Source organism: Methylorubrum populi, from assembly GCA_036946625.1.
In the GTDB taxonomy this organism is placed as follows: Bacteria; Pseudomonadota; Alphaproteobacteria; order Rhizobiales; family Beijerinckiaceae; genus Methylobacterium; species Methylobacterium populi_C.
On record JAQIIU010000002.1, the window covers coordinates 1,617,767 to 1,632,527 of the forward strand.

Consider the following 14,761-nt stretch of genomic DNA (forward strand, 5'->3'; position numbering starts at 1 on the left):
CCAACGTGAAGAGTGCACCATCAAACCCTGGGATCAAACATCAAGCGCGAGGCTGGGACGGCGGTTCGATCTCCGGGCCGCCGTTCTCTTGTGCGATGCCTGCAAAGTCGTTTTCAGGTTCCGCGCGGGATGCGAACACTGATGCCCGAGCCGGGACCGGGCGGAATACCTAATGCGGTCTCCACCCCAACGCTGCCCCGAACGTCAATAAGAAGCACTTCTGGATCAACAAGGAGCCCAATCAATCGCTCAGACTCGGGGCGTGGTTGGGCAACCTGTTTGGCTCTATAAACCTCAAGCCTAGGGATACCGTTTGCTATTGCCCTTCGGCTTAGGCCGCGGACGTAGAACCGATTGAACTCACTCTCAGCTAGAACTTCGGCTGCATTGTGCGGCACTTTAACTTGGGTAAAGCCACTTTTCGTCCGTCGCATTGTCGTAGCGGTCAGCGACGTTGTAGACCTGAGCTGCGAAGCTAAGCCGTCGTCTGAGCCGTTTCTGGCTGCATCTCGAAGATAGTCCGGCCAGTTGCCCTGTGCTTGCTGGGTCAGATATGCGCTGATGTAGAGCTTTTCCTCCGCCGCATCCATCTCGATTTCTTCGAGCATGAAGGCACGCGTCTCAGCAACCAAGTTCTCGAAATTCAGTCCCATAGCTCTCACACATTTATAAGTAACAACATTGAAAAAAACATCGACTGGCAGTGATTCGTCAACGATTAAATACCAACTTTCTTGTGGTTTAGTGATTTAACTCAGATTAATACAATTATGATTGCCACGAAACATAGCACCATAGAGTACGACAACGAGTTGCCAAAATATCAAATGTGCTTTGCCGCTGGATTTTACCGAAATATTTTTGGCAAAAATCTGAGAGGGCATCGATCAATCGGCACGCACGTAATTCCCCCCGTGCCCCCTGGGGTGTCCGCCTCCGCCCACCCAGGCACGCGCCCGCCCGCGGCATCGAGCACGCCCGCACAGGCGCGTTCAGCGGCACGTGAGCACGCGCGGAGAGACGACCCTAGATTGGCACGGGATATCGCCGAGGCTGGAGGTTTGAGACGTGGTGACGGTCCATCATTTCCGGGTGTGGGACGCGGCCAAGGACGAATGGCGCTATCCACCGCTCAAGATCCCGGAGAGCCGCATCCGGGATGAGGCGCGAGGCGAGATCATTCCCGGTACCTCGGAGGACGTTGACCCTTCGAACCTGGACGCATCCGGCCGATACGATCCTGCGAAGAGCGCTCGGCAGCGGGACGAGTGATACGGGCCGCCAAACCCTAATGCGCCGCTTGACGATGGGTCACGAGCATCACAACAATCTGGTCAACGCTCGTTGATTGGAATGTGATGGCTCATGGCACAGGGTGCGTTCGTCGCCTACTACCGCGTTAGCACGGCCCGTCAGGGCGCTTCTGGGCTGGGCCTTGAGGCGCAGAAGGAAGCCGTCCGCCGCCACCTCAACGGGGGTGGCTGGAGCATCCGGTCCGAGTTCGTGGAGGTGGAGAGCGGACGCAAGAACGACCGCCCTGCCCTGGAGAAGGCACTGGCCGCCGCTCGTCTTCATCGCGTCCCGCTCATCGTCGCGAACGTCTCCCGCCTCACGCGCTCAAACTCGCCTACGCCCGTGCTCGTGCACCCGTCACAACCATCATCACGACCCTTTCAATCACCTGGACGGGGCCCCTTCGCGGGGGCTCCGCCCACCCCTTACGCATGGAATGAAACGATGACCGAAGAGACCCCGCGAGAAGTGACCGTGACGTTCACCGGGAGCTGCAAGGGCAATCCCGGACCGGGGAGCTGGAAGGCTCACCTGTGGGAACCGGCGACCCGCAAGCAGGACACCGCGACACGGAAGAGGCGTTGAGGCTGCAACGCCCGTTGCCTGATGGGTTGATGAAGGAGGTGGCGCGGGGTGAACGTCACGACGGAGAGGCTCGGAGCTGAGACGCGGCCGGCACCTTCCGCCCCCTCGCCAGCCGCCACAAAAGCCGCTACAAAGAGCCCTCCGTTCGCGCTCGAAAAACATCAACAATTTCAACGCGCAATGCTGGTACGGAGGGTCTCCCGCCGAGCCTACCAGACCAGCCGCTCGATCACCGCGTCGGGCCGGACCGGCTGCCTCGAGAGCCAGTCGGCGATGTCGCCCAGGCTGTGGTGCTCGGCAGTGACGCCCAATTCCTCCGCGTGGATGCCGCAGGCCACCAGGATCGAGGGGATGCCGAAGCCGGAGGCGCCGGCGATGTCGGTGCGGATCGCGTCGCCCACCGCGACGGTGCGGGCCACCTCCGGCGCCGGCCCGCCATCGAGGTCGCCGGCCATGGCGAGCGCCGTCTCGTAGACCGGTCGGTAGGGCTTGCCGGCATAGACCACATCGCCGCCGATGGCCTCGTAGGCTTGGGCGATCAGGCCGGCGCAGGGGATCAGCCGCTTGTCGCGCTCGACCACGAGATCGGGATTGGCGCAGATCATCGGCACGTTTCGCCGACGGAAGCCGGCCAGCGCCGCGCGGTAATCCTCGGCCGTCTCGGTGTCGTCGTCGAACAGGCCGGTGCAGACGATGCGCTGCGCGTCCTCCGCCGGCACCAGGGTGAGGTCGAGGCGATCGAAGACCGGCCCGTCGCGCTCGGGCCCCAGGTGGTACACCCGCTCGCCCGGATGCGCGGCGATCAGGCGCCGGGTCAGGTCGCCGGAGGTGAGGATCGCGTCGTAGGCCTCCCGCGGCACGCCGTAGCCGTCGAGGATTTTCTGGACGCCCTGCCAGGGTCGGGGAGCGTTCGACACGAGGATGACGCGTCGTGGCCGGGGGCCGGGGAGCGCCCGGAAGCGGATCAGGGCCTCGCCCGCGGCCGCGTGTCCGCGCGTCCCGTCATGCAGCACGCCCCAGACGTCGCACAGGATCAGGTCGTAGCGCTCGGCCACCGCCTCGAAGCGGCGGAGCGTCGGGACGGGCGGATGAGTCATCGATGCGGAAATCCGGTCGGGCGGCGTTGCGGGCTCCGGCGCCTCGTCCTGGACATCGGCTCCAGGACGAAGCGCTGGACTCTTGTTCTGGCATCGTCCCGAAAGCCGGAGGCCGCCTTTCGGGACGATGCCCTATAGCGGGCTTTGCCCGTCCGAGGGGAGCGCCGTCTCCGGAGAGACCGCCTCCGGAGAGACCTGGGCCGGCCCCTCGCCCACCTTCACCCCAGGAACCGCCCCACCAGCAGCCGGGCGAGGTCCCGCGGCGGGTCGGGGGTGAGGACGGCGAGCTTGCCCGAGGTCGCGAGGGAAGCCAGCCCGTGCAGGGCGGCCCAGAGGGCGGCGACCGCCCGGCGGCGCTCCTCCGGGTCGGCGATCAGCGGCGCCAGCACCGTATCCACGAGCCCGACCGGCCGGGTGAGTTCCGTCGCGTACCAGTCCGGAAACGGCTGGTCCGGCGCGGCGAAGTGCTCGAACAGCAGGCTCCACACCCGCGGGTCGGCGGCGACGAAGACGAGGTAGGCCTCCGCCAGCGCCAGCGCGTTCTCCCGCGGCGCCCGGGCCGGGTCGATCGTCGCCGCCAGGGCCGCGTGCAATCGGGCGAGCGTGCGGGCATTGACCCGCAGGACCACCTGATCGAGGTCGCCCACCGCGTTGTAGATCGAGTTCGGGGCGTAGCCGATGGCGGCGGCCAGCCGCCGCATCCCGAGCGCGCGAAAGCCCTCGTTGCGCACGAGGCTCTCCGCCGCGCCCGCGACGAGGGCGACGAAGCCCTCCCGGTCATGCTCGCCCCGTGGGCCGCTGCCGCGCGCCTTCTCCGTCAAACCGGCCTCGCTCCACACGTCGCCGTGCGTGTCCGCACCCGACGCGGCGATAGATTGCACATCGTGCAAAATCAAGCTTGCGCCCGATCCGGACCGCCATAATTTGAACGTCGTGCAAAAGCCCGATTTGACGCCTCGCCCCTGCGCAGGCAGTCATTCCTGAAGCCGGGAGACCACGATGTTCCGCACGCTGATGACCACGCGGCGCTTCGCGCCGCTGTTCTGGTGCCAGTTCTTTTCCGCCTTCAACGACAACTTCCTGAAGAACGCGCTCGCCCTGCTGATCCTGTTCCAGGTCGGCGCGCGGGGCGAAAGTTCGGGCGGGGTGCTCGTGACGCTGGCGAGCGCCGTGTTCATCGGCCCGTTCTTCATCCTCTCGGGCCTGGGCGGGCAGCTCGCCGACCGCTACGACAAGGCGGTGCTGGCCAAGCGCCTGAAATTCGCGGAGATCTTCGCCGCCCTGCTCTCGGTTCTGGGCTTCTGGCTGCACGCGGTTCCGCTTCTCTTCGCGGCCCTCGGGCTGTTCGGGGTCATCGCGGCGCTGTTCGGGCCGATCAAGTACGGCATCCTGCCCGACCACCTGAAGCGCGAGGAACTGACGGCGGGCAACGCGCTGGTCGAGGCCGCGACCTTCCTGGCGATCCTGCTCGGCACCATCACCGCCGGGCTCGCCATGGCGATGGGCGGCCACGCGCTGGGGCTCGGCGCCGGGCTGATGGGCATGGCGGTCCTGTGCTGGCTCTCCGCGCGGATGATTCCGGCCACCGGCGAGGGCGCGCCCGATCTGCATGTCGACCGCAACGTGGTGCGCTCCACCGCCGCCCTGCTGCGCGACCTGTGGTCCGACACGCGGCTGTGGCGCGGCTCGGTGATCGTGAGCTGGTTCTGGCTCGTCGGCGTCGTCGTGCTCTCGCTGCTCCCCGTTCTGGTGCGCCAGACGCTCAACGGCACCGAGATCGTCGCCACCACCCTGCTCGCGATCTTCTCGGTCGGCATCGCCGTCGGCTCCGGCCTCGCCTCGTGGCTCGCCAGCGGACGCATCGTGCTGCTGCCGACTCCCGTCGGCGCGGTGCTGATGGGCCTGTTCGGGCTCGACCTCGCCTGGACGGTCGCGCACCTGCCCCCGCCCGCGGGCGAGCCGGTCGGCGCCTGGGACTTCATCGCCAGCGCCACCGGCCTGCGCATCGCCGCCGACTTCGCCGGGCTCGCGGTCGCGGGCGGGCTCTACGTCGTGCCCTCCTTCGCCGCGGTGCAGGCCTGGACCGAGAAGGCCAAGCGCGCCCGGGTCATCGGCGCGGTCAACGTCCTCACCGCCGCCTTCATGGTCGGCGGCACCCTGGCGCTCGCCGTGCTGCAAGGGCTCGGCCTGTCCATGGCGCACCTGCTCGCGCTGGTGGGCGTGCTCAACCTGATCGTCGGCGCCGTCATCCTGAAGACCCTGCCGACGAACCCCTTGCGCGACGCCCTGTCGATCCTGTTCCGCGCGGTCTACCGCCTGGAGGTGAAGGGCCTGGAGAACGTCGAGAAGGCGGGCCCGAACGCCATCGTCGCGCTCAACCACGTCTCCTTCCTCGACGCGCCGCTGGCGCTGTCGCTGCTCGACAAGGATCCGGTCTTCGCCATCGACCACGGCATCGCGCGACGCTGGTGGGTGAAGCCCTTCTTGAGCGTCGCCAAGGCGATGCCGCTCGATCCGACGCGCCCGCTCGCCACCCGCACGCTGATCAGCGCGGTCAAGGGCGGCGAGACGCTGATCATCTTTCCCGAGGGACGGCTCACCGTCACGGGGAGCCTGATGAAGGTCTACGACGGGGCGGGCCTGATCGCCGACAAGTCCGGCGCCATGGTCGTGCCGGTGAAGATCGACGGGCCGGAGCGCACCGTGTTCTCGCGCCTGAAGCGCGATCAGGTGCGCCGCGCCTGGTGGCCGAAGGTGACCGTGACGATCATGCCGCCGGTGCGGCTCCACGTCGATCCGGAACTGAAGGGCAAGAACCGCCGCCGGGCGGCCGGCGCGGCGCTCTACGACATCATGTCGGACCTCGCGTTCGAGACCGCCGACATCGAGCGCGGCGTCTTTTCCGCCCTGGTCGAGGCGGGCGCGCTTCACGGCTGGCGGCGCACGGCGCTGGAAGACCCGGTCTCGGGCACGATGAGCTACGCCCGCCTCGTGATGGGCGCCAACATCCTCGCCCGGAAGCTGCAAGCGCTCCTGCCCGATGACAAAAAACCGGTCGGGCTGATGCTGCCCAACGCCAACGGCGCGGCGGTGACGTTCTTCGCGCTGGCCAGCGCCGGCCGGGTGCCGGCGATGATCAACTTCTCCGCCGGCCCCGCCGCGGTGCTCTCGGCCTGCAAGGCGGCCGAGGTCGACACCATCCTCACCTCCCGCGCCTTCATCGAGAAGGGGCGCCTCGGCGCCCTGATCGAGGGCATCGAGGGGATTGTGCGCCTGATCTATCTGGAAGACGTGCGGGCCGGCGTCACCACGGGCGACAAGATCCGCGGAGCCCTGAGCCCCCGCCGCCCGCTGGTGGCGCGCAAGGGCGGCGACCCGGCCGCGATCCTGTTCACGTCGGGCTCGGAGGGCACGCCGAAGGGCGTGGTGCTCGCCAACCGCGCCATGCTCGCCAACACCGCGCAGGTCGCCGCCCGCATCGATTTCGGCCCGCGGGACAAGGTGTTCAACGTGCTGCCGGTGTTCCACGCCTTCGGGCTGACGGCGGGCCTCGTGCTGCCGGTCACCTCGGGCGTGCCGGTCTACCTCTACCCCTCCCCGCTGCACTACCGGATCGTGCCCGAACTCGTCTACGGCTCGAACGCCACGGTCCTGTTCGGCACCGACACCTTCCTCGCCGGCTACGCCCGGACGGCGCATGCCTACGACCTGCGCTCCCTGCGCTACGTCGTGGCCGGCGCGGAAGCCGTGAAGCCGTCCACCCGCAGGACCTGGGCGGAAAAGTTCGGCTTACGCATCCTCGAAGGGTACGGCGTCACCGAGTGCGGGCCGGTGCTCGCGCTCAACACGCCGATGTTCAACCGCTTCGGCACCGTCGGCCGTCTCCTGCCGGGCATCGAATCGCGGCTCGAGCCCGTGCCCGGCATCGACGAGGGCGGGCGCCTCGCCGTGCGCGGCCCCAACATCATGCTGGGCTACCTGCGGGCGGAGAAGCCCGGCGTGCTGGAGCCGCCGGCGGACGGCTGGCACGACACCGGCGACATCGTGGCCTTCGACGCCGACGGCTTCGTGACGATCAAGGGCCGGGCCAAGCGCTTCGCCAAGATCGCGGGCGAGATGGTCTCGCTGGCGAGCGTCGAGGCGCTCGCCGCCGAACTCTGGCCCGACGCCCCGAGCGCGGTCGCCGCCGTGCCCGACGCCCGCAAGGGCGAGCGCCTGATCCTGTTCACGGAAGGAAAGGACGCGACGCGGGCCGCCTACCAGAGCTTCGCCAAGGGCCGGGGCGCGGCCGACGTCGCCGTCCCCGCCGAGGTGGTGACCCTGGAGAAGTTGCCGATGCTCGGCACCGGCAAGGTCGATCAGGTCGGCGTGACGAAGCTCGCCAAGGAGCGGGCGGCGACCGCGGAGGCGGCGTGAGGGTTGGATCATAGACCGCTCCGAGCCACCGCCTCATCCTGAGGTGCCCGCGCCAGCGGGCCTCGAAGGATCCTCCCGTGATCGCGTGATGCCTGGAAGATCCTTCGAGGGCGACGCTTCGCGCCGCCGCCTCAGGATGAGGGCGTGGATGGGAAGGGCCGGAGCAGGTGCTCCACGCACCGGAACCTCAGTCACATCGGCCAATCCATCCTCGCCGTAGAGCCAATCCTGGCTGTGGGCGGCGTCCGGTCCGGCGGCTGCCTTCATCGCGGCGGACCGCCGTACGTCGGCCAGCACGGCCCGCCGCGTTCGTCGATCCGGCACACGCCCGATCGGTTCGGGCCGCGCGATCGGCCGCCCGTCCTGCGTGAGAATGATCGTCTCGCCCGCTTCGGCCCGCCGGACGAGATCCGGCAACTGATCCTCGGCATCCGCCACGGAAACACGCATTGGCACCTCCTGTCGCAACGCTCCGGTCTCGGCCCTCGGGGAAGTCGAACTTAAACCATTCTTGGCCCTATCCTCGGGTGCCTCCCACCGTCCGCTGGTCCGTTGCCGATGCTCCTCTCCCGCCGCCGCTTCCTCGCCTCCTCGCTCGGCCTCGCACTCGGCGGCTCCTTGGCCGGCCCGGCCGCCGCGCAGAGCTACGGGCAGTTCTTCAAGGTCGAGAACGACGAGGGGCGGCCGGTCGCCAACATGCGGCTGCCGGGCGAGATCACCGGGCAGATCCAGGAATTGCGCGGCGTCACCTATGTCGGGCCCCGCGAGGCCGAGGTCACGCTCTACGAGTTCTTCGACTACAACTGCCCGTATTGCCGCAAGGCCGCCGCCGACGTCACCGCGCTCGCGGCCAGCGACGCGGCCCTGCGGATCGGCCTCGTCCACAACCCGATCCTGTCGCCGATGTCGGCCCAGGCCGCCAAGGTGTCGCTGGCGGTCCAGCGCAAGCTCGGCTCGGCGGCGGCCTTCGCCTTCTACGGCCGGTTGCTCGCCACCAGGGGCCAGATCGACGGGAACAAGGCGCTCGACCTCGGCGCCATGACCGGCGTGGCGCGGGCCGAACTCGAAGAGATCGCCGACGGCGAGGAGGTGCGCGAGGCGATGCGCGCCCACATGCACGTCGCGGCCAATCTCGGACTCACCGCGACGCCCTCCTACGTGCTCGGCAACACCGGCGTGCTGGGCCATCCCGGCGTGAAGTCGCTCGCCCGGATGATCGCGGCGATGCGGCGCTGCGATCGGATCGCCTGCGGGTAGGGGAGCCTCACCCCTCCTGCGCCTGCAACTGGCGATACTCCCGCCCGTGCCGGCAATAGCCCTCGACGATGTGGCTCATCATCGCCCGCTTCTTCGGGTCGAGCGTGCCCAGGATGCGCGCCGGGCGTCCGCCCCAGAGATGGCCGCCCTCCAGCAACTGGCCCGGATCGGTGGTCGAGCCGCCGGCCAGCATCACGTCGTCGGCCACCACCGTGCCCGGCGCCAGCACCGAGCCGATGCCGATGAGGCTGCGGGCGCCGATCCGGCAATCGGCCATGCGCACGTTGTGGCCGACCGTGGTGTCGCGCCCGATCACCACGCCCTCGCCGCGGCTGCGGATCGCCGTGTTGTCCTGGATGTTGGTGTCGGCGCCGACCACGATCGGCCCGACCTCGGCCGCGAGTTCGCAGGAGAACAGCACCGTCGCCCCGGCCCCGAGCGCGATGCGGCCGGAGAGCCGCGCCGTGCGGGCCACGAACACGCTCTCTTCGGTCTCCGGCGGCGCGGTCTCGGGCGGGCTCGTCCCCTCGCCCGCCGCCTCGCGCAGGCGCTCGGCCCGCTCGGCGAGTTCCTCCGCCGCGATCGGGCGCAGGCGCTTGGCCGGGTTGCCGCCGTAGGCGAAGCCGCTTTCGAGGTTCGAGCGCGGGAAGATGGTGGCGCCGGCCTCGATCAGCACGCCGTCGCCCACGGTCGCGCCGTCGAGGATGATCGCGTCGTCCTCGATCACCACGTCCGAGCCGACGGTGCAGGCATGCACCACCGCGTTGCGGCCCACCGTGACCCGGTCGCCGATCCGGGTCGGCAGCGATTCGGTGGCGATGTGGACGGTGGAGCGGGCCCCGAGCCAGAAGCGCTCGCCCGCGGTGATCGGCTGCCCGTCGCTGCGGATCACGCTGTCGTCGCCGAGCCAGGCCTGGGCCCCGAGCGTCGCCGCGCCGATCACGGTGCTGGCGCGCCCGCACCAGACGGGGCGGCTGGCGAAGACGGGCAGGACACCGTCGTAGGGCAGGATCAGGTCGGGCGTCACGGGCGCGGCTCGCTTTTCGAGAAAGGGCGCCGGTGGCGCAGTCTCATTGCCGAGCCATATAGGCGCACGGGCAAACGAGGTAACAGGGCCTCGCGAAAACGGATCGCGCGGCCCCCTCCGCCCGACAAGAGGGGTTCCGGCGGCGTTCCCGAAAAAGACGGTCATGACGGTCAGCATCCAGTCCGAGCCCTTCGACACCGCCGCCGAGATCGCCCGGATCGAGGCCGAGCTGGCCGGGCGCGCGGGGGCGGTCGTGACCTTCTCCGGCCTGTGCCGCGACGAGGCCGGCCGCCTCGCCGCGCTGGAGCTGGAGCATTACCCCGGCATGGCCGAGGCCGAGATCGCCCGGGTGGCGGCGGAGGCGCGGGCGCGCTGGCCGGTCCAGGCCCTGCGGGTGATCCACCGCCACGGGCTGGTGCGGCCGGGCGAGGGCATCGTCCTCGTCGTCACCGCCTCGCCCCACCGCAAGGCCGCCTTCGCCGCGGCCGATTTCCTGATGGACTACCTCAAGACCCGCGCCCCCTTCTGGAAGCGCGAGCACCTCGCCGACGGCCGCACCGGAGGCTGGGTGGAGGCGACGCAGGCCGACGCCGACGCCGCCGAATCCTGGGTCTGACATCCTGGGTCTGACATCCTGGGTCTGACATCCTGGGTCTGACATCCTGGGCCTGGCCCGAACACCGCGAACGGAATCCCTCATGACGGCATCCTCTCCCAGCCTGCCCGGGGCGCGCGGCCTCGCTGCCGCGGGCATCGCGGTCGTGGCCTTCGCAGCCCTGCTCTGGCTCGCCTGGACGGCGGCGGCGACGCTGCTGCTGATCTTCGCCGGCGTGCTGTTCGCCGTCTTCCTCGACGGGCTGACCCGGGGCCTCGGCCACGTGCTGCCGATCCCGCGGGGCTTTCGCCTCGCGCTGGCCTGCCTCGCGCTGGCCGCCCTCGCCTTCGGGCTCTCCGCCTTCGGCGGCGCCACCGTGGCGAGCCAGGCGCGCGACCTCGGCACCACGGTGCGCCAGCAATCGGAGACCGTGCGCGACTGGCTGAAGCAGCGCGGCATCGAGATCGACCTGTCGCAGGGCGCTCCGGCCGTGAGCCAGGGCGGCGGGCAGGGGACCGGCCCGGGCGCCGGTGACGACGCCGGTCAGAGCGAGGACGGGAAGAGCCGGAAGGAGAGCGGCCTCGCCGGCCTCGCCTCGGGGGCGCTGAAGAGCCCCGGCTCGCTCCTGTCGGATGCCGGCAGCGTGCTCGGGCCGGCGGCGACCGTGGTGATCGCCCTGTTCGACGCGCTCGGCAACGTCCTCGTGATCGTCTTCCTCGGCGTCGCCATCGCCGTCGATCCGGGCAGCTACCGCGACGGCGCCCTGCGGCTGGTGCCGCCGCGCCACCGCGAGACCGGCGCGCGGGTGCTCGACGGCGCGGGCGAGACCCTGCGGCACTGGCTGTTCGGCCAGCTCGTGACCATGGCGGCGATCTTCGGGCTGACCTGGGCGGGGCTCGGCGTCCTCGGCATCGGCGGCGCGCTGATCCTCGGGCTCCAGGCGGGCCTGCTCGCCTTCGTGCCGACGATCGGGCCGCTGATCGCGGGCGTGGTGATCGTGCTGAGCAGCCTCGCCTCCGGCTTCAACGCCCTGCTCGGGGCGCTCGGCGTCTATCTCGCGGTGCAGGCGGCGGAGAGCTATGGGCTCACCCCCTTCATCCAGCGCCGCGCCCTCGACCTGCCGGCGGCGACGATCTTCGCCGGCCAGCTCCTGCTCGGCGTGCTGTTCGGCCTGTGGGGCGTGGCCCTGGCCCTGCCGTTGGTGGCGGTGATCAAGGTGCTGCTGGAGGAACTCTACATCGAGGACGGGGCCAGGGAGGCGTGAGAGCGGCTTCGGATGGTTTCGGCTTCGCGAGCCTCGTCCGGCACCGTTGCGGCCTGGATTGCTTCGGCTCCGCCTCGCAATGACGAGGAGGGTGCCTCAGACCGTCGTCGCGAGCGTCAGCGAAGCGATCCGGCGGCGCGACGCCGGACGGCCTCGCGATGACGGGCGTATCCCGCAGGCTTGCACGGGCCCGCGGGATCGGTCGGCTGCGGGCCTTGGTGTCTCTCACAAAACTCCCGCTGCGCTGTCGCGCCCGGAGTGGGCGCGGACGGTGATCGGGAGTTTTGTGAGGCACTCTTACGGCGCCATGTCGGGGACCGGCTTGACGGTTCCCATCTCGGCCGGGGCGGGGGCCGGCGCCGGGGCGCCGATCTGCGGCGGCGGGGTGAGCTGCAGGTGCTCGCTGGTATAGGCCAGCGCCTGTTGCACCCGCTGCGGATCGTCGTTCAGCCGCGTGCCGTAGCTCGGCACGATCTGGCGGATCTTCGCCTGCCACTCGGGGCTGGCGACCTTCTTCGCAAAAACCTTCTCCAGCACGTTCAGCATGATCGGCGCGGCGGTCGAGGCGCCCGGCGAGGCGCCGAGCAGGGCGGCGATGCTGCCGTCCTTCGCCGCGACCACCTCGGTGCCGAGCTTCAGCACGCCGCCCTTCTCGGGATCGCGCTTGATGATCTGCACGCGCTGGCCGGCCTGGACGAGGCGCCACTCGTCCTTCTTCGCGTCGGGGAAGTATTCGCGCAGGGCCTGGTAGCGGTCCTCGTCGGAGAGCATCACCTGGCCGGCGAGGTACTCGATCAGCGGGTACTGCTCCACGCCGACCTGGATCATCGGCCAGACGTTGCTGGTGGTCGTGGAGGAGAGCAGGTCAAAGTAGGAGCCCTCCTTCAGGAACTTGGTCGAGAAGGTCGCGAACGGCCCGAACAGGATCGCGCGCTTGCCGTCGAGCATCCGCGTGTCGAGGTGCGGCACCGACATCGGCGGCGAGCCGACCGAGGCCTTGCCGTAGGCCTTGGCGAGGTGGCGCAGGGCCACGTCCTGGTTCTCGGTGACGAGGAACGAGCCGCCGACGGGGAAGCCGGCATAGTCGTCGGCCTCCGGGATGCCGGATTTCTGCAGAAGGTGCAGGGCGCCGCCGCCCGCACCGATGAACACGAACCGGGCATCGACCGTCTGCCGGGTGCCGTCCTTCAGGTTCTTCGAGGTAACGCGCCACCTGTACCCATCGTTCGTGTGCCCATCGTTGCCGTCCTTGATGCGCTCGAAGCTCTCGACCTCGGTGGAGAGGCGCAGATCGAAGTTCGGCCCGCTCTTCAGGGCGGCGACGTACTGGCGGGTGACCTCGCCCCACTCGCAATCGGTGCCGAGCGGCGACCACGTGGCGGCGACCTTCTGCTTCGGGTCGCGCCCCTCCATCATCAGGGGCACCCACTTCTTCAGTTGCTCGGGGTCGGTCGAGAATTCCATCCCGGCAAACAGCGGGCTCGCCTTCAGCGCCTCGTAGCGCTTGCGCAGATACGTGATGTTGTCCTCGCCCCAGACGAAGCTCATGTGGGGCGTGGCGTTGATGAAGGAGTGGGGGTTCTTCAGCACGCCTTGCCGGACCTGCCAGGCCAGGAACTGACGGGTGACCTGGAAGGCCTCGTTGATCTCGACGGCCTTGCCGATCTGGATGTTCCCCTTGGAATCCTCCGGCGTGTAGTTCAGCTCGGCCAGCGCCGAGTGGCCGGTGCCGGCGTTGTTCCAGCCGTTGGAGCTTTCCAGCGCCACGCCGTCGAGCCGCTCGACCATCTCCAGCGACCAGTCGGGTTCGAGCGCGCGCAGCCAGACGCCGAGCGTCGCGCTCATGATGCCGCCGCCGATCAGCAGGACGTCGACCTTCCGGGGCTCGTCGGCGGCCAGCAGCGGCGATCCCGGCAGCGCCGTCGCCGCCAGCCCCGCCAGGGCGCCGCCGATGACGTGACGACGGTTCATCGCGAACGGGCTATGCTGCGCATCGGCGGGGCGGATGTGCATTTTATCGTCATTCTTCATTTTATTTTTCGCACCGTTCAAAAATTTATTGACCCCGGTGGTCGGCTACTACAAGCGCGGGGGGCGTACAACCCGGTGATTACATGGCTGCCATGCCGTGAAACCTTGAACACGTGCAACGCGCTGTCGCGCCGTCGTCGAGGTTGGTTCGCGGCGGAGCGCGAACCGCTCTATCTGTTTGGTCCCGGCATTTGGTGGAGCGGGTTTGACCTGAAGCGGCCGGGCTCAGCGGACCATGCCTTGCAGATGGCTTCGTAGGGCGTGAGGCCGCGCAGGGTCTTCAAACGGCGTGCGAAGTTGTAGGCGCTGACAAAGTCGGCCAAGTGCGCACGGAGTTGCGCGTGGCTGTCGTAATGGTAGCGCTTGACCGTCGCGTCCTTGATCGTGCGGTTCATCCGCTCGACCTGACCGTTCGTCCAGGGGTGGCGCGGTTTGGTCAGCCGATGGTCGATATCGTTGCGGGCGCAGGCAAGTTCGAAGCTGTGGGCTCGGAAGGTCTCGCCGGCTACAATCGCCTCCTTGATGACGGAAGCGGCCGAGGCGACGTTGCCGGGCGTGGTGAAGTGGGTGCCGTTGTCGGTGAGCACCGTGTGCACCTTGTAAGGCACGGCCTCGATGAGATGGCGGAGGAAGTCACCTGCGACCCGCCGCGTGGCCTTCTCGTGGAGCTCAACGAAGGCGAACTTGGTCGTGCGGTCGATAGCGACGAGCAGGTAGAGTCGCCCTTCGGCTGTGTGAACCTCGGCCAGATCGATGTGGAAATAGCCGAGCGGGCAGGTCTTGAAGCGTGACCGCTTGGGCTTGTCACCGTCGACCTCCGGCAGTCGGCTGATGCCGTGGCGCTGCAGGCACCGATGCAGCGACGAACGGGTCAGGTGCGGGATCGTCGCCTGGAGCGCGTAGAGGCAGTCGTCCAACGGCAGGAGCGTATGGCGGCGAAAGGCGACGACGACCGCCTCGTCCTCCTGTGACAGCACCGTCGAGCGGGGATCCTTCGGACCCGTGCGCTGATCGGCGACCGAGGTCCGCTGCCGCCACTTGGCGACCGTCTTCCGGTTGATCCCGTAGCGCTTCGAGAGCGCCCTCAGGCTCGCTTGACTATGCTGGATCGCTCGACGGACTGCCTCCGTCGTGGTGGCGCTGCCGTGAAGAACTTGGCCCATAGCGCGTCCCTCCACTCCAACGTGAAGAGTGCA

The 14,761-nt window shown here is 68.8% G+C and carries 11 protein-coding genes and 3 pseudogenes; 7 read left to right on the forward strand and 7 right to left on the reverse strand.

Translation table 11 applies throughout. The annotated features are described in order from the left end of the window. Positions 1 to 113 precede the first annotated feature (113 nt). The gene (locus tag PGN25_09585; GenBank protein ID MEH3117826.1) at positions 114 to 653 is read right to left on the reverse strand and encodes a hypothetical protein; all 540 of its coding nucleotides are present in this window, start codon (positions 651 to 653) and stop codon (positions 114 to 116) included. Between the two features lie 415 nt (positions 654 to 1,068). Here PGN25_09585 and PGN25_09590 point away from each other — a divergent pair, with 415 nt between their 5' ends. From PGN25_09590 to PGN25_09600, 3 genes and pseudogenes are all read left to right on the forward strand, one after another. Continuing rightward, positions 1,069 to 1,272 carry a hypothetical protein gene (locus PGN25_09590; protein MEH3117827.1) on the forward strand — a complete coding sequence of 68 codons (204 nt, stop codon included), beginning with the start codon at positions 1,069 to 1,071 and terminating at the stop codon, positions 1,270 to 1,272. 93 nt (positions 1,273 to 1,365) lie between these two features. Then, a pseudogene (locus PGN25_09595) lies at positions 1,366 to 1,620 on the forward strand (recombinase family protein). 242 nt (positions 1,621 to 1,862) lie between these two features. Beyond that, a pseudogene (locus PGN25_09600) lies at positions 1,863 to 1,958 on the forward strand (SOS response-associated peptidase). 129 nt (positions 1,959 to 2,087) lie between these two features. On the opposite strand, the gene PGN25_09605 reads toward PGN25_09600, so the two are convergent. Then, positions 2,088 to 2,975: a TIGR01459 family HAD-type hydrolase gene (locus PGN25_09605; protein MEH3117828.1), complete on the reverse strand. Its 888-nt coding sequence runs from the start codon at positions 2,973 to 2,975 to the stop codon at positions 2,088 to 2,090. Between the two features lie 218 nt (positions 2,976 to 3,193). After that, complete coding sequence (locus tag PGN25_09610) at positions 3,194 to 3,706, reverse strand: TetR-like C-terminal domain-containing protein (GenBank protein MEH3117829.1); 513 nt, start codon at positions 3,704 to 3,706, stop codon at positions 3,194 to 3,196. Between the two features lie 268 nt (positions 3,707 to 3,974). Here PGN25_09610 and PGN25_09615 point away from each other — a divergent pair, with 268 nt between their 5' ends. Then, a complete protein-coding gene (locus PGN25_09615) occupies positions 3,975 to 7,391 on the forward strand; it encodes an acyl-[ACP]--phospholipid O-acyltransferase (GenBank protein MEH3117830.1) in 3,417 nt (1,138 codons plus the stop codon). 195 nt (positions 7,392 to 7,586) lie between these two features. On the opposite strand, the pseudogene PGN25_09620 reads toward PGN25_09615, so the two are convergent. After that, a pseudogene (locus PGN25_09620) lies at positions 7,587 to 7,841 on the reverse strand (type II toxin-antitoxin system prevent-host-death family antitoxin). A 108-nt stretch (positions 7,842 to 7,949) separates the two neighbouring features. Here PGN25_09620 and PGN25_09625 point away from each other — a divergent pair. Beyond that, positions 7,950 to 8,648: a thioredoxin domain-containing protein gene (locus PGN25_09625; protein MEH3117831.1), complete on the forward strand. Its 699-nt coding sequence runs from the start codon at positions 7,950 to 7,952 to the stop codon at positions 8,646 to 8,648. A gap of 7 nt (positions 8,649 to 8,655) precedes the next feature. Here PGN25_09625 and PGN25_09630 read toward each other — a convergent pair whose 3' ends face one another. After that, positions 8,656 to 9,675, reverse strand: a complete 1,020-nt coding sequence (locus PGN25_09630) for a gamma carbonic anhydrase family protein (GenBank protein ID MEH3117832.1) — start codon at positions 9,673 to 9,675, stop codon at positions 8,656 to 8,658. A gap of 163 nt (positions 9,676 to 9,838) precedes the next feature. Here PGN25_09630 and PGN25_09635 point away from each other — a divergent pair, with 163 nt between their 5' ends. Both PGN25_09635 and PGN25_09640 read left to right on the forward strand, forming a co-directional pair. Then, on the forward strand, positions 9,839 to 10,291 hold the full coding sequence (locus PGN25_09635; GenBank protein MEH3117833.1) for a molybdenum cofactor biosynthesis protein MoaE: 453 nt from the start codon (positions 9,839 to 9,841) through the stop codon (positions 10,289 to 10,291). Positions 10,292 to 10,373: 82 nt separating this feature from the next. Further along, entirely contained in the window at positions 10,374 to 11,534 is a 1,161-nt protein-coding gene (locus tag PGN25_09640) for an AI-2E family transporter (protein ID MEH3117834.1), read from the forward strand. A gap of 297 nt (positions 11,535 to 11,831) precedes the next feature. Here PGN25_09640 and mqo read toward each other — a convergent pair whose 3' ends face one another. Then, positions 11,832 to 13,565: a malate dehydrogenase (quinone) gene (gene mqo / locus PGN25_09645; GenBank protein ID MEH3117835.1), complete on the reverse strand. Its 1,734-nt coding sequence runs from the start codon at positions 13,563 to 13,565 to the stop codon at positions 11,832 to 11,834. A gap of 170 nt (positions 13,566 to 13,735) precedes the next feature. Continuing rightward, positions 13,736 to 14,728, reverse strand: a complete 993-nt coding sequence (locus PGN25_09650) for an IS481 family transposase (GenBank protein ID MEH3117836.1) — start codon at positions 14,726 to 14,728, stop codon at positions 13,736 to 13,738. Positions 14,729 to 14,761 lie beyond the last annotated feature (33 nt).

What these genes read in the sequence shown, in the direction of transcription:
- PGN25_09585 (MEH3117826.1), bottom strand. Translation starts at nt 653, where the DNA reads ATGGGACTGAATTTCGAGAACTTGGTTGCTGAGACGCGTGCCTTCATG.
- PGN25_09605 (MEH3117828.1), bottom strand. Translation starts at nt 2,975, where the DNA reads ATGACTCATCCGCCCGTCCCGACGCTCCGCCGCTTCGAGGCGGTGGCC.
- PGN25_09615 (MEH3117830.1), top strand. Translation starts at nt 3,975, where the DNA reads ATGTTCCGCACGCTGATGACCACGCGGCGCTTCGCGCCGCTGTTCTGG.
- PGN25_09625 (MEH3117831.1), top strand. Translation starts at nt 7,950, where the DNA reads ATGCTCCTCTCCCGCCGCCGCTTCCTCGCCTCCTCGCTCGGCCTCGCA.
- PGN25_09635 (MEH3117833.1), top strand. Translation starts at nt 9,839, where the DNA reads ATGACGGTCAGCATCCAGTCCGAGCCCTTCGACACCGCCGCCGAGATC.
- PGN25_09640 (MEH3117834.1), top strand. Translation starts at nt 10,374, where the DNA reads ATGACGGCATCCTCTCCCAGCCTGCCCGGGGCGCGCGGCCTCGCTGCC.
- mqo (MEH3117835.1), bottom strand. Translation starts at nt 13,565, where the DNA reads ATGAAGAATGACGATAAAATGCACATCCGCCCCGCCGATGCGCAGCAT.
- PGN25_09650 (MEH3117836.1), bottom strand. Translation starts at nt 14,728, where the DNA reads ATGGGCCAAGTTCTTCACGGCAGCGCCACCACGACGGAGGCAGTCCGT.